Source organism: Halococcus sediminicola (genome assembly GCF_000755245.1).
In the GTDB taxonomy this organism is placed as follows: Archaea; Halobacteriota; Halobacteria; order Halobacteriales; family Halococcaceae; genus Halococcus; species Halococcus sediminicola.
This window is the reverse complement of sequence record NZ_BBMP01000022.1, coordinates 820,426-834,409: the sequence shown is the minus strand read 5'-3', so window position 1 is coordinate 834,409 and position 13,984 is coordinate 820,426. Positions and strand designations below refer to the sequence as shown.

The following is a 13,984-nucleotide window of genomic DNA, read 5'->3' as shown; positions in this document are numbered from 1 at the left end:
TTTCACCGACTGCGATGAGTACCGAGATTCCGCCGACCGAGACCGAGGAATTCGAGCGCACCTGCGAGGCGCTGATAGAGCGGATTCTCAATGATGAAATCGAGCGGGGCGAGGTCGAGGCGGCGAAACTGGAGGCCTGCTCGACCCACTCCGCGCCGAAAGTGCCCAAGAACTCCGAGATCCTGGACCGCGCGCCGGAGGGCCGCCGCGAGGAGTTGGAGAAAGTGCTCCGGCGCAAGCCCGTCCGCACGGCTTCCGGGGTGTCACCAGTGGCGATCATGACCAGCCCGCACATGTGTCCCCACGGGCAGTGTCTCTACTGTCCCGGCGGACCCGGCTCGGAGTTCTCGTCCGCCCAGTCCTATACGGGCCACGAGCCGGCCGCCGCGCGCGGCGTCCAGAACGACTACGATCCCTACGGGCAGGTCACGCTTCGCCTCAATCAGTTGCGCGAGATCGGTCATCCAGTGGACAAAGTCGAACTCATCCTGATGGGCGGAACCATGACCGCCCGCAGCCACGACTATCAGGAGTGGTTCGTCAAGCGGGCGTTGCAGGCGCTGAACGAGTTCGACCCCGATGCCGAGCCGACGCCCTCCGAGAGCGAGAGCTTCGCACAGGACCCCGACGAGTACGACTTTCGGTACCTGGAGGACATCATCGCGGACAACGAGACGGCGCGGGTTCGCAACATCGGGACGACCTTCGAGACCAAACCCGACTGGTGTGACCCCGAACAGATCGACCGGATGCTCTCGCTTGGCGGGACGAAAGTCGAAGTCGGCGTCCAGACCACCTACGACGAGATCAACCGCGCGATGCACCGGGGCCACGGCACGCAGGCCTCCGTAGACGCGAACCGGCGGCTCCGTGATGCGGGATTCAAGGTCGGCTTTCACATGATGCCCGGCCAACCCGGAATGAGCCGGGAGATGTGTATCGAGGATTTCAGACGCTTGTTCGAGGAGTCGGAGTGGCGACCCGACTATCTGAAGATCTATCCGATGCTCATCGTGCGCGGCACCGCGACCTACGACATGTGGCGAAGAGAGGAGTTCGAGCCGCTCGACAACGAGAGCGCGGCCGAGTTGGTCGCCGAGATCAAGTCGATGATCCCGAAGTACGTCCGCCTGCAGCGGGTACAACGGGACATCCCGGCGGACTTCATCGACGCGGGCGTCTGGAAGTCCAACCTCAGACAGCTCGCCCGCCAGCGCATGGACGAACACGGCTGGACGTGCGACTGTATCCGGTGTCGTGAGGTCGGGATGAACGAACACCCGCCGAAAAACGTCGAACGCGACGTACTCACCTACAAATCGGGCGGTGGCACCGAGAAGTTCATCAGCTACGAGGACCCCGACCGCGACCTGCTCGTCGGCTTCTGTCGGCTGCGCTTCCCGAACGACCCCGTGCGCCGGGAACTCGAAAACGCGGCCATCGTCCGCGAAATCCACGTGTACGGGCCGATGGTCGAGGTCGGGAACGAAAGCGCCGACTGGCAGCACAAGGGCTACGGCGAGAAACTGCTTCGTCATGCCGAGACGATGGCTGACGACGCCGGGTTCGACAAACTGAGCGTCATCAGTGGTATCGGTGCCCGCGAATACTATCGGAATCGGGGTTATCATCAGGACGGTCCATACGTGAGCAAACGACTGTAAACGGTATCCCAGTTCATTCAGGTTGCCGAAAACAGGTGTGTAAGCCGCACACACAGACGTTTCGGCCAGTTGATTTATGTGGATGGGGTGAGCGCGTTGTGGCGGGGACGACTGCAGGTGATGCCACAGACGGACCCGCCCGTGGGGTGCGGAGCCGGTTCGGGGGTGCGTGCCCCCTTTCGTCGACGTTCTGTACTATCGAGCAGGCGGTCGTGTTTACCGTTCGGAGCGCGTAGCCCGCTCGATGGACGACCGACGTTCGACGCACGGCAGCGAGGAGCGAGTCGCCATCGTCGGCGCGGGCGTGGCCGGTGCGGGGGCGGCGTGCGCGCTCGACGGCACGGCGACCGTCACCGTTTTCGAGAAGGCATCGCGCGTCGGCGGCCGGACCGCGACTCGCCGCAATCACGGCTGTCGGTACGACTACGGCGCGAACTACTGCAAGGACGAGGCGGGCGTCGGCGATCTCCTCACCGACCTCAACGGGGAGGGACCGATCGACATCGACGCGCCGGTCTGGACGTTCGACGGCAGTGGGACAGTCAGCGAGGGCCGGGACACCGACGAGCGGAAGTGGACCTACCGCGCGGGCATCGACCAGTTGCCGAAGCGACTGTTCGAGCGGAGCGACGGGACCGTCGAGACGGACACGCGTATCGGACACATCGAACGGGCGGACGGTTGGCGACTCGAAAACGCGGCTGGCGACGGTCTCGGGACCTTCGATTCGGTGGTGCTCACGCCGCCCGCCCCGCAGACGGCGAACTTACTGGCGAGCGCGGCGTGGGAGAGCGACCTTCGGGAGGAACTCGTCGAGAGCATCGAGTCGGTGCCGTTCCGGACGACCGTCTCCGCGGTTCTGCACTATCCCTTTGCACTCGACCGGCCGTACTACGCGCTCGTGAATACTGATGGGGAGCACGACGTCGGCTGGCTCTCCCGGGAGGGATGCAAACCGGGCCACGTGCCGGACGACGAGTCACTCCTGATAGCGCAGATGGCTCCCGACTGGTCGGCCGAACGCTACGGCGAATCCACAGAGGAAATCGCGGGTGCAGCCGCCGAGATGGTCGCGGACCTGCTCGACGACGAGCGCCTCGCCGACCCGGACTGGGTCGATAGCAAGGGCTGGCGGCTCGCCCAGCCCGACGGCGGCGTCGATACTGAACGCCTCGACCGCGCCGGGGAAGAGAACCTCTTCTTCGCCGGCGATTGGGTCGCGGGCGAGGGGCGCATCCATCTCGCGCTCCGGAGCGGTCTCGACGCCGGCGAGCGGGTCGCCGAACGGGCGTAACGACACCCCTTTTTCGCGCCCGTGCGCAGGGAAGCCATGAATCCGAAACGCGAGTTGACGAGTGTGGACCTCGCGGCGCTCGTCACCGAACTCGGGAGCTACGCGGGGGCGAAACTCGACAAGGCCTACCTCTACGGCGACGATCTCCTTCGATTGAAACTCAGGGATTTCGAGCGCGGACGGGTCGAACTCATGATCGAGGTCGGCGAGACCAAGCGCGCACACGTCGTCTCGCCCGAGCACGTCCCCGACGCGCCGGGTCGTCCGCCGGGCTTTGCGAAGATGCTCAGGAATCGTCTCTCGGGTGCGGATTTCGCCGGTGTCTCGCAGTTCGGTTTCGACAGGATCCTCACCTTCGAGTTCGAGCGCGAGGATCGGAACACACAGGTCGTCGCCGAACTGTTCGGCGAGGGTAACATTGCCGTGCTCGACGCGACCGGTGAGGTGGTCGACTGTCTGAACACCGTCCGACTTCAGTCTCGGACCGTGGCCCCGGGCGCACAGTACGAGTTCCCCTCCTCCCGGTTCGACCCGCTCGCGGTCGAGTACGAGGGGTTCGTCGCGCGGATGGAGGAGTCGAACACCGACCTCGTGCGCACGCTCGCCACCCAACTCAACTTCGGCGGTTTGTATGGCGAAGAACTCTGTACCCGCGCGGGCGTCGAAAAGGAGTTGGCCATCGAAGAGGCCGGCGAGCAGGAGTTCGAGGCACTCTACGATGCGCTCGAGCGACTCGCCGAACAGCTATCGAGCGGCGATTTCGACCCGCGTATCTACCGCGACGACGGCGAACCGGTCGACGTCACCCCATTTGCGCTCGAAGAGCGCGCCGGACTGGACAGTGAAGAATTCGACTCGTTCACCGCGGCGCTCGATGCGTACTTCGTCGAACTCGACACCACCGAGGACGAGGAGAGCGGCGGGCGCGACCGGCCGGATTTCGAGGACGATATCGAACGCCAAAAGCGCATCATCGACCAGCAGGAGGGTGCCATCGAGGACTTCGACGCACAGTCCGACCGCGAGCGCGCGAAGGCCGAGTCGCTGTACGCGAACTACGAACTCGTCGACGAGGTCCTTTCGACGGTGCGGAACGCCCGCGCGGAGGGCATCGGCTGGGAGGCCATCGACGAACGGTTCGCCGAGGGCAGCGAGCGCGGCATCCCGGCCGCCGAGGCCGTCACGGGCGTCGAGCCGAGCGAGGGCACCGTCACGATGGAAATCGACGACCGCGACGTGGAACTCGACCCGCAGGAGGGTGTCGAGCAGAACGCCGACCGGCTGTATCGGGAGGCAAAGCGCGTCGTCGAAAAGAAGGAAGGCGCGGAGGAGGCCGTCGCCGAGACCCGTGCCGAGTTGGAAGAAATCGAACGCCGGCGCGAACAGTGGGAGGCCGGCGATGTCGAGGACGATTCCGACGAGGAGAGCGAGGACATCGACTGGCTCTCGCGGCGGTCGATTCCCGTTCGCAAAAACGAGCAGTGGTACGAGCGGTTCAGATGGTTCCACACGACCGACGGCTTTCTCGTGCTCGGCGGGCGCAACGCCGACCAGAACGAGGACCTCGTGAAGAAGTATCTCGACCGTGGCGACCGCTTCTTCCACACGCAGGTGCAGGGCGGGCCGGTCACGGTGCTCAAAGCCACGGGACCGAGCGAGCCGACCCGCGAGGTGGATATTCCCGACCGTAGTCTGGAGGAAGCCGCTCAGTTCGCCGTCTCGTACTCGACCGTCTGGAAGAGCGGGCGCTTCGCCGGCGACGCCTACATGGCCGACCCCGACCAGGTCTCGAAGACGCCCGAGAGCGGCGAGTACCTCGAAAAGGGCGGGTTCGCCATCCGCGGCGACCGCACCTACTTCCGGGATACGCCTGTCGGCGTCGCCGTGGGAATCACCTGCGAACCGGAGACGCGAGTCATCGGCGGGCCGCCCGCGGCCATCACCGACCGCACCGAGACGGCGATAACTGTAGAACCCGGTCAGTACGCCCAAAACGATGCGGCCAAGCGGCTCTACCGCGAGTTCCGCGAGCACTTTCGGGACACTTCGTTCGTCCGGAAGGTGGCGAGTCCGGACCTCATCGCGGAGTTCCTGCCGCCCGGCGGGAGCCGAGTGATCGAGTAGGCCACAACGACAGCGCACTTACTCCCGGACCACGCAGTCCGAGTATGCACATCAACGGCCGCACGCGCCTCGACGGCGAGCGCGAGCGCTGGACGCTCGTCCCCGAGAGTCTCGACGATCTCTGGCATCTCTCCTACGTGCTCGAACCGGGCGACCTCGTCTCGGGCGAGACCAGCCGGCGCATCCAGCGCGACGACGACCGCATGCGCGATACGGGCGGCGAGCGCGAGCCGATGTCGGTGACGCTCTCGGTCGAAGACAGCGAGTTCCACAAGTTCGCCAACCGCCTCCGCGTGTCGGGCACCATCGAATCGGCCTCGCGCGAGGACCAAGTCGGCCACCACCACACCCTCAACGTCGAGGAGCGAGAGGAGGTCGACATCGAGAAGATCTGGCAACCCGACCAGCGCGAACGAATAGAAGAAGCCGTCGAGGCGACCGAGAACGCCGACGTGGCCATCGCCACCGTCGAAGAAGGTGCGGCATCCATCCACACCGTTGCCCAGTACGGAGCCGAGGAGTACGCTTCATTCACTGGTCCCACCGGCAAGGGCGAGTACGCCCGCGAGCGTTCCGAACTCTTCGCCGAGCTCGCGAGCGCGCTCTCGCATCTCGACGTCGATGCCATCCTCTTGGCCGGGCCGGGGTTCACGAAAGAGGACGCCAGGAAGTACATCGAGCGGAACGCACCCGACGTGCTCGAAAAACTCGGAGCCACCGTCGACACGAGCGCCATCGGTGACCGCGGCGTTCACGAGGTCCTCAAACGCGGTGCGGTCGAGGAGGTCCAGGCCGAGACCCGTATCGCCGAGGAAGCAGAGAAAATCGACGACCTCACGGCCCGCATCGCACAGGGCGCGGAGGCTACCTATGGCATCGAAGAAGTCGCCGAGGCCACCGAGTTCGGGGCCGTAGAGGAGTTGCTGATACTCGACGAGCGCCTGCGCGCCGAACGCGCCGGCGACGGCGAGTGGGGCGTCGACGTAAACGAAATCATCGAGCGCGTCGAACAGCAGGGCGGCTCTGTTACTGTTTTTTCGAGCGAGTTCGCACCGGGCGACCAGTTGAACTCGCTCGGTGGGGTCGCGGCGCTCCTTCGATATCGACTGGAGTAGCCGCGAGCTACTCGATTTCGACCGTCAGTCCGTCGCGCGCAAACCGGACGTCCCCCGCGTAGTGCTCGCCAATGGATTCGAGCATCTCCTCGTGGCGGCCCTCGGTGTGAGGGTAGAGATGAGTGAGATAGACCCGCCCGATTTCGACACCGGATTCGGCGAGCGTTTCGCCCAGTTGGCTCGGTGTCGGGTGGTTCGAGACGTCGACCTCGTCGGGAAACGAACAGTCGTGGGCCAGTACGGCTGAACCGTCGGCGAAGGTCGCCAGCCCTTCGAAGGCCTCGCTGTCGGCGCTGAAGGTGAACGCCGGTCCGTCGTCGTGTGCGAACCGATAGGCAAGACAGTCCATCGAGTGGCGGGTTTCCTTTCCTTCGACATCGAACCCGGCGACCGCAAACGACTCTTCGCCGATCTCGCGCACCCGCAGGTCGATGCGGCCGTCCATGTACTCGTGGACGTCGAGCAGGCCGTCAAGCAGGGCCTTGGTTCCCTGCGGGCCGACGATCTCCAGATGCTCCGCGCCGGCAAGCCACCGGGCCTTCATCAAGGGAAGGAGGTCGGCCACGTGGTCGAGATGGTGATGGCTCAGGAGGACTGTCGAAACGCCCTCGTAGCCCACGTCGGTGCGCGCGAGTGCGTTGAGCACGCCGCTGCCGCAGTCGACGAGGAGACTGTCGCCATCGGCTTGCTCGCGGGCGGACTGCCCGCTCGCTGATTCCGCGGCAGTGTCTGCCGCGCTTTCGAGCAGGAGCCCGCTCTGGGCACGCCGGCCGCTCGGCATCGCCGCACCGGTTCCGAGGAAAGTCACGCGCATGGTTGATGGGCGGCGGCGCGGCCCAAAAGCGTTGCTCGCCGGGCGTTTCACTCTCAAGCCGAAGGCTAATGGGTGTCACCGGCCCACCGTGTGGCGATGGCAGAATCGTCCACGAACGGTGGGTCTCGCGGCTTTTTCGCATACTACCGCCAGTACGCGCGCTCGGGCGTTCACGCGGCGAGTGCGGCGGCGCTCACCGCCTTCGGACTGTGGGCCAGTTTCACCGGCAATCGGTGGTTCATCCTGCTGGCGATCGCGGTCTACATCCTCCCGCCGATATTCCTGTATCTCACCGGAGAGGGCGAGAACGTCCCCTCGGTCGTCGGGGACGACACCGCCGACACTACTGGATACGAATCGGGTGGCAGCGGAGCCGTCGGCCGCGACGATTCGACCGCCAACCGTGATTTCGGAGGGGGTTCCAGCCGTACCGGGATCGACGAGGACGAGACGGAACCCGAGTCCACCGTCGAGAACCGCGGAAGCCGAACCGCCGAACCCGACGACACCGCCGTGGGGATCGACGAAGTCCCATCGGAGCGGGGCGAGGAAAGCAAACGCGAGACCGGCCGTCCCAGTGACGCCGATTCGACCGACAACGGCGCTTCCGCGACCGACGCCGCTGCAACGGGATCCGATACCACGGACGTGGAATCCGGTGGTATGGGTACGGCAGCCACCATCGACGAGATCGAATCTGACACGCGACGCGACACCGATGCCAGCGGTGGCGACGAAACCGATACCGACCCCACCGGCGAGCCAAGCTGGGATGAGGCCGACACGCCGACCGAAGAACCGCTTCTCGATGTGGTTTCCACCGGAAACGGTGCGTACGCGGTCGGCGAGAACGGCGTCGTGCTCGCCCGCGGCAGTGGAATGTGGAAGATAGCGCTCGAAGACGGGCCGACGGCGAATGCGAACACGCTGCGTGGCGTGGACGCGACCGACGACGGTGAAGCCATCTGGTTCGCCGGCGACAGCGGCGTGCTCGGGCGCTATACGGACGGTAAACTCACCGACCACTCCGCACCGAGAGACCAGACCAGCACGTGGGAGGACGTCGCCGTGACGGGCGACAGCGGCGACGAACGGGTGCATCTCGTCAACGGCTCCGGGGAACTCCTCCGAGGGACCTACGAGGACGGCACGGTCTCGTGGGACGAGATCGAGAAGCCCGGCAGCGGGTCGAGCATTTCCTCGATCGCGTTCGTCGACGGCGACCGCGGCCACCTCTGTGACACCAACCAGTCGGTCTACGAAACCACGAACGGCGGCGAGAGCTACGAGGAAATCGGTATCGAGGACGCCAACGCCGCCTTCACCGACGTTGCTGCGAGCGACTCGATGGTAGTGGTCACGGCCGACGACGGCTCGCTGTTTCGTTACGACGGCGCGGTGTGGACGCGACTCCAACCGAGCGACGGCGCGCTCGCGGCGCTCGCACTCGTCGACGGAGCGGGGTTCGCGGCCGGTGGCGGCGGGGCGGTGTACGAGCGCACGGATGGAGGATGGAAAGCGGTCGACGCACCCACGGACGCCGATCTACGGGGAATCGCCATCGGTAGTGAGGCAGTCGTCGCGGTCGGCTCCGGGGGAACGGCCGTCGAGCGGACGCAATAGTCCTATTTCGCCCACTCGACCATCCGGGCGTAGCGCTCGTCCGAGGCGAGTGCGCGCTCGTCGCCGACGAGCACGAGCGCCTTCTTCGCGCGCGTGAGCGCGACGTTCACTCGCCGGTGGTCCTCGAAGATTGGCGAATCCAAATTCCCGGTGGCGACGAACGAGACGATGATGACCTCCTTGGCCGACCCCTGGAAGCGGTCGACGGTGTCGACGGCGACGTTGGGCACCGCCCGGCGGATGGCCGCTGCCTGCGCCCTGAACGGGGCGATGACCCCAATGTCCTCGCGTGGAACGCCCGCCGCGACGGAGTTTTCGACGAGGTCCGCGACAGCCTCGACTTCAGCCAGGTTCGTATTGCCTTGCGCTTGGCCATCGGGATCGACGAACGCGACCCGTTGCCTGAGGGGTTCGGGGAGCGCGTCGGCACCCACGGCCGGAAGGTCGGTGACGTGCTGGGCGGCGATGTCCGGGCTGGCCGGCCGGAGCGCGCCGCCGTAGAACTCCTGCGAGGAGTAGGCCTGGATCCGCTGGGCCATCCGGTACTGGGTGTCGAGCAACACCGACGCGTCCGGCCGCTCGTCGACCAGCCGTTCGAACAGCGACCGCGAGAGGTCCGCCACGTCCCGTCCGGGCGATGGCTCGGTCGATTCCCGAGCCTCGGCCTGCCCGCCGTCCGAGCGCGCCGTGGCTGTGCTCTCGGAACTCGCCTCGCTCGCTTTCGCGGTGTCGGCCGACTGCACCACCGGCGGGAGCTGCTGGTGGTCGCCGACCAGGACGAACCGCTCTGCGCGCGCGAGCGCGGCGAGCGTCGCCGGTTCGGTGAGTTGGCCAGCCTCGTCGACGAGCGCCACGTCGAAGTCGGCCGCGCGCAGCACGCGCGAGCCACAACTCGCCGTCGTCGCCGCCACGACTGGAGCCTCGCGGAGTTCGCGCGCCCGTTCGTCGGGGTCGCCGCGTGTTTCGAGTCGATAGTCCCGCATGTCCTCGCGCACGCCGTGCTCGGTGCCGACGCGGACGAAATCCGTGAATCCCTGTGCTTCGAGCGCTTCGAGCGCGTTGTCGACCGCACGATTGGTGAACGCCGAGAGGAGCACGCGCTCGCCGCGATCGACCAGCGCCCGGATCGCCCGGGCAATCGTGTAGGTCTTGCCGGTGCCGGGCGGCCCGTGGATCAGCGCGCAGTCGTCGGCCCCGACCGCCATGCGCACGGCCCGATCCTGGGCGGAGTTGTTGTTGATGAACACCTCGTCGACGTCGCGAAACTCCGGCTCACGGCGGCCGAAGAGTACGTCCTTCTGGGTGGGGTCACCGGCGAGCACCGCGTCGTGCAGCGCCGTGAGCATCCCGTCGACGCCCATCTCGGAGGGATAGACGTCGAGCCGGCGGAGTTCAACCGGTTCATCGGTCGTGACGACGATTTCCTCACCCATTTCGATCACGCGAGCCATCTCGGCGGTCCCCCGCACGGGATGACCGTCGCTCGCGAGCACCACGTCGCCCTCGCGGATCTTCGAGACGGGATCGTCACAGCGCGCGCGGAGTTCCCACTTCCCATCGGCCTCGTTCTCTCCCACTGGCTCGAGGTCGACGAGTGCCCGGTCGGCGGCGGCGCGTTCGTCGGCGCTCTGGGTCCAGAGTTTCGCGTACTCGCGGTGGACCGCCCGGCGCTCGTCCTCGATAGCGCGGTAAAATCGCTCGAAATAGTCGCGCTCCTCGGCGGGGAGCGGGTCGCCGATCTGCCCGGCTTTCGATTCCTGATCGAGCCGGCCCGAAACCACCATGCAGGTGTCCTGTTCGAAACAGTAGTTGCAGGTCGCGTTGGCCTCGTAGCCCGTCGGCACGGTTCTCTCGACGCCCATCGCGGCGAGTTCGTTGCGCTGTCTGAGGACGTACCCGATCAGTCCGTCCGAGAGCGAGAAGTCCTTCGCCGGCGAGAGGTCACCATCCGTTTCGTTTCTGTCGAGGGCGGCGTTTTTCGTGTAGATCAGCGTCCCGGTGTCGGGTGGCTCGCCCATCTCGTCGAGCAGGAGTGCATAACAGGCGACTTGCACCTTGTCCTGAAACCGTGGTTCGCTATTCGTGTTCTTGCCCGTTTTGAGTTCCACCGGAGAGCCGCGGCGCACGGCGTCGGCTCGGCCTTTCAGTCCGTAGCGTTCGGAAATCAGCGTTCGCTCCGAGCGCCACTCGTCCCCACCGTCGAGGGTTCCCTGCCGGAGCCAGCCGTCGATGGCGCGGGCGTGGTCGGCGACGTCTTCCCTAACCTCGTCGGCGTCGCGTTCGAGGAGTCCGAGGTCGAGACCCGCCTCGGCGACGCGCTCGTCGATCGCCACCTCGACATCGCCGCCGCGGAGCAGGTCCGAAAACACCTCGTGGACGATCGTTCCCTTGACCACGGGATAGTTCAGGGGGACGCCCGAGAGCGTGTTGAGGTAGTGCATCCGGGGGCACTGGACCCACGAGCGCACGTCGGTGACGTTCACGAGGTAGTCGGGTTCGACGACGATCCTGGAATCGCCGGTCGTCGAATACTGGATCTCGCCCCGATACTCCTCTTTTTCGACGCCGACGGCGAGCAGTTCCATGCCCGCTTTGGCGTAGTCTACTGTTTCGGTCCACTTGCCCCACAGCGTGAGCGTCACGGGGGCGGCCCGTCCGTCGTCCGGCCTGAGCGTGAGTTCCGCGAGGTCACGCTCGCCGTACTGGGTACTCACCGACGTCGTCTCGCCCACCTCGACGAGCGGTCCCCGCAGTTCGGTCACAGAGTAGTGGAGGAGAGCCGGCGAAAAACGCTTGTCGGTCGTCGAAATGATGGTCGTATCGAAACCGGCTTCATGCCTCACCACCCCGTTCGGGGGTGGACCGACAGGACCGCCAGTTCTACTCGCTGTATCTCACCCGCTTTGCGGGCGGCTTCGGCTTCATCACGCTCATCACTCTCCTCCCGGAGTATATCGACCTCTACGACCCCTCCGGACTGGTTATCGGCCTGTTCACGACGGCGTTCACCCTCGCCCAGACCGCCGCGGTCGTGCCGCTGGCGTGGGCCGGCGACCGCTACGACAAGCGTGGCGTCCTGCTGGTCGGCTGTGCGATCGGTCTCGCGGTGTACGTCGCTTTCACCTTCGTCGCGTCGAGTATGGGATTCGTCCTCGCCCGCGCCGCACAGGGCATTACTGTCACGGCGACGAGCCTGATGTCCCTCTCGCTGGTCGGCGAACTCGCCGCGCAGGGCACGCGCGCGAACCACATCGGGAAGGCCAACGCCGCGCGCTTCGCCGCCGGCATCGTCGGCAGCCTCGGCGCTGGCGCGCTCTATTCGACTGCCGGCTTCGGCGCGGTGTTCGCCGTCGTCGCCGGCCTGCTCGCGCTCGCCACACTCTTCGTCTGGCTGTTCGTTTCGCCCGACGGAACCACCGTCGGGGGCGTTCCGTTCACCGATCTGGCGCTCAACCGCCGGCTGCTGACGGTATCGAGCTTCCGGGCGCAGTACGCCGTCGCCGTCACGCTCGTGCGGACGTGGGTGCCCATCTACGCTGGTGTTGCGGCCGCCCGCGGCGGACTTGCCTACGGGGCCGTCGCCGTCGCCGTGGTCATCACCGCCGAGAAGTTCACCAACATGGTCTGTCAGCCCTACACCGGCCAGCTCTCGGACCGCTTCGGTCGGGCGCTGTTCGTCTTCGCCGGTGGCGGGTTTTATGGGATGGTGGCGCTCGCCGTGCCGTTCGCGCCGACAATCGGTGAATTTCTCTCGATTCCGTCGGCGATACCGTTCCTCGGACAACTCTCGCCGGCGTTCGTGCCGCTGGTGATACTGAACGGGCTGTTGGGAATCGCCGACAGCATCCGTGAACCCGCGAGCATGGCGTTGTTCGCCGACGAGGGCACCGACGACGGCGGCGTGGCGAGCAGTTTCGGCATCCGTGAACTCGTCTGGCGGCCCGGTTCCATCGCCGCGCCGCTGCTCGGCGGCGTGTTGATGGCACAGGTGGGCATGCAGTGGGTCTTCTTCGTCGGCGCGCTCGCCGCCTTCAGCGGTGTCGGAACCTTCCTCGGTGTGCTCTCGCATTCTCATGGAACGGCCGCGCTCACGCGGTGGTAGTCCGGGGCGCGAACGGTAGGCCTATTTCACGCCGGCGAGTCGGCCCGGTATGCAGACAGTGCTCCTCGCGGCCGGCGAAGGCACACGGATGCGCCCGCTGACCGCCCACACCCCCAAACCGATGTTGCCCGTGGCGGACCGCCCGCTCTGTGCCCACACTGCGGATGCGGCCATCGCGGCCGGCACGGACGAACTGATTTTCGTCGTCGGCTACGAGGCCGACGCCGTTCGCGAGTATTTCGGCGAGGAGTATCGCGGTGTTTCAGTCAAATACGCCACGCAGGACGAACAGTTGGGGACGGCTCACGCCGTTCGCGCTGCGCACGACCACCTCGACGACGACTTCGCCGTGCTCTACGGCGACGACCTCTACGACCCGGCGAGCATCGAGGAACTGTTCGAGAGCGCACCGGGCATCACCGCTTATCGCGCCGACAATCCCTCCAACTACGGCGTGCTCGACACTGACGGCGAGCGAGTGGTAGGGGTCACCGAAAAGCCAGACGACCCCGAAACGAACCTCGTGAGCGCCGGGGCCTGCGTCCTGCCGGGCGAAGCCCGCGAGTGGCTCGACGTCGAGCAGAGCGAGCGCGGCGAGTACGAACTCACGGACGTGCTCGATCGAGTGTTCGCCGAGTACGACGTCTCCTACACGGAACTCGACCGCTGGATGGGCGTCGGCCGGCCGTGGGAACTCCTGGAGGCCAACGAGTGGAAACTCGCCGACCTCGACGGGCGTGTGGAGGGCGAGGTCGCAGAGCGCGCCGAACTTCGGGGACCGGTCGTGGTCGAGGAGGGCGCACACGTCGAACCGGGCGTGGTCGTCGAAGGCCCCGTTCTGATCCGGTCGGGCGCACACGTCGGCCCGAACGCCTACGTCCGCGGGGCGACCCTGCTCGGCGAAGAGGTGCGAGTCGGCAACGGCGTCGAAATCAAAAACAGTGTCGTCATGGCCGGGACGCACGTTCCCCACCTCTCGTACGTCGGCGACAGCGTTCTGGGGAGGAACGTGAACTTCGGGGCCGGGACGACCGTCGCCAACCTCCGCCACGACGACGAACCGGTGAATCAAACCGTGAAGGGTGAGCGCGTCTCCACAGGCAGGCGGAAGTACGGCGTCGTCGTCGGCGACGGGGCGAAGACGGGCATCCACACCACGCTCTATCCGGGCATCGTGCTTTCGGCGGACACGCAAACGAACCCGAACGAGACGGTCGCGCGCGACCGATAGCCTCTAAACACCCAGGA

9 protein-coding genes are annotated in these 13,984 nt (G+C 66.2%); 7 read left to right on the top strand and 2 right to left on the bottom strand.

Features of this window, described 5'->3' with window-relative positions; all coding sequences use genetic code 11:
* Nucleotides 1–14 precede the first annotated feature (14 nt).
* The 4 genes from ACP97_RS13560 (at nucleotide 15) to ACP97_RS13545 (ending at nucleotide 6,197) form a co-directional block, all read left to right on the top strand.
* Nucleotides 15–1,664 carry a tRNA uridine(34) 5-carboxymethylaminomethyl modification radical SAM/GNAT enzyme Elp3 gene (locus ACP97_RS13560; protein WP_049998322.1) on the top strand — a complete coding sequence of 550 codons (1,650 nt, stop codon included), beginning with the start codon at nucleotides 15–17 and terminating at the stop codon, nucleotides 1,662–1,664.
* 244 nt (nucleotides 1,665–1,908) lie between these two features.
* Nucleotides 1,909–2,958, top strand: coding sequence for an NAD(P)/FAD-dependent oxidoreductase (locus ACP97_RS13555; protein ID WP_049998321.1), 1,050 nt, complete (start codon nucleotides 1,909–1,911; stop codon nucleotides 2,956–2,958).
* A gap of 36 nt (nucleotides 2,959–2,994) precedes the next feature.
* Complete coding sequence (rqcH, locus tag ACP97_RS13550; RefSeq protein WP_049998320.1) at nucleotides 2,995–5,082, top strand: ribosome rescue protein RqcH; 2,088 nt, start codon at nucleotides 2,995–2,997, stop codon at nucleotides 5,080–5,082.
* A 44-nt stretch (nucleotides 5,083–5,126) separates the two neighbouring features.
* Complete coding sequence (locus ACP97_RS13545; RefSeq protein WP_049998319.1) at nucleotides 5,127–6,197, top strand: mRNA surveillance protein pelota; 1,071 nt, start codon at nucleotides 5,127–5,129, stop codon at nucleotides 6,195–6,197.
* A gap of 7 nt (nucleotides 6,198–6,204) precedes the next feature.
* Here the strand turns inward: ACP97_RS13545 and ACP97_RS13540 are convergent, their stop codons facing one another.
* On the bottom strand, nucleotides 6,205–7,011 hold the full coding sequence (locus ACP97_RS13540; RefSeq protein ID WP_049998318.1) for an MBL fold metallo-hydrolase: 807 nt from the start codon (nucleotides 7,009–7,011) through the stop codon (nucleotides 6,205–6,207).
* A gap of 96 nt (nucleotides 7,012–7,107) precedes the next feature.
* On the opposite strand from ACP97_RS13540, the gene ACP97_RS13535 reads away from it, so the two are divergent.
* The gene (locus ACP97_RS13535) at nucleotides 7,108–8,634 is read left to right on the top strand and encodes a WD40/YVTN/BNR-like repeat-containing protein (RefSeq protein ID WP_049998317.1); all 1,527 of its coding nucleotides are present in this window, start codon (nucleotides 7,108–7,110) and stop codon (nucleotides 8,632–8,634) included.
* Nucleotides 8,635–8,636: 2 nt separating this feature from the next.
* Here ACP97_RS13535 and ACP97_RS13530 read toward each other — a convergent pair whose 3' ends face one another.
* Nucleotides 8,637–11,396 carry an AAA domain-containing protein gene (locus ACP97_RS13530; RefSeq protein ID WP_049998316.1) on the bottom strand — a complete coding sequence of 920 codons (2,760 nt, stop codon included), beginning with the start codon at nucleotides 11,394–11,396 and terminating at the stop codon, nucleotides 8,637–8,639.
* Nucleotides 11,397–11,491: 95 nt separating this feature from the next.
* Here ACP97_RS13530 and ACP97_RS13525 point away from each other — a divergent pair, with 95 nt between their 5' ends.
* Together ACP97_RS13525 and glmU are read left to right on the top strand one after the other, a co-directional pair.
* Nucleotides 11,492–12,736: an MFS transporter gene (locus ACP97_RS13525; RefSeq protein ID WP_049998315.1), complete on the top strand. Its 1,245-nt coding sequence runs from the start codon at nucleotides 11,492–11,494 to the stop codon at nucleotides 12,734–12,736.
* 49 nt (nucleotides 12,737–12,785) lie between these two features.
* Nucleotides 12,786–13,967 carry a bifunctional sugar-1-phosphate nucleotidylyltransferase/acetyltransferase gene (gene glmU, locus ACP97_RS13520; RefSeq protein WP_049998314.1) on the top strand — a complete coding sequence of 394 codons (1,182 nt, stop codon included), beginning with the start codon at nucleotides 12,786–12,788 and terminating at the stop codon, nucleotides 13,965–13,967.
* The last annotated feature ends 17 nt before the right edge of the window (nucleotides 13,968–13,984 follow it).

Bases quoted from the DNA above. Each gene is read 5' to 3' on its own strand.
- ACP97_RS13535 (WP_049998317.1), top strand. From the start codon at position 7,108: ATGGCAGAATCGTCCACGAACGGTGGGTCTCGCGGCTTTTTCGCATAC.
- rqcH (WP_049998320.1), top strand. From the start codon at position 2,995: ATGAATCCGAAACGCGAGTTGACGAGTGTGGACCTCGCGGCGCTCGTC.
- glmU (WP_049998314.1), top strand. From the start codon at position 12,786: ATGCAGACAGTGCTCCTCGCGGCCGGCGAAGGCACACGGATGCGCCCG.
- ACP97_RS13560 (WP_049998322.1), top strand. From the start codon at position 15: ATGAGTACCGAGATTCCGCCGACCGAGACCGAGGAATTCGAGCGCACC.
- ACP97_RS13545 (WP_049998319.1), top strand. From the start codon at position 5,127: ATGCACATCAACGGCCGCACGCGCCTCGACGGCGAGCGCGAGCGCTGG.
- ACP97_RS13555 (WP_049998321.1), top strand. From the start codon at position 1,909: ATGGACGACCGACGTTCGACGCACGGCAGCGAGGAGCGAGTCGCCATC.
- ACP97_RS13540 (WP_049998318.1), bottom strand. From the start codon at position 7,011: ATGCGCGTGACTTTCCTCGGAACCGGTGCGGCGATGCCGAGCGGCCGG.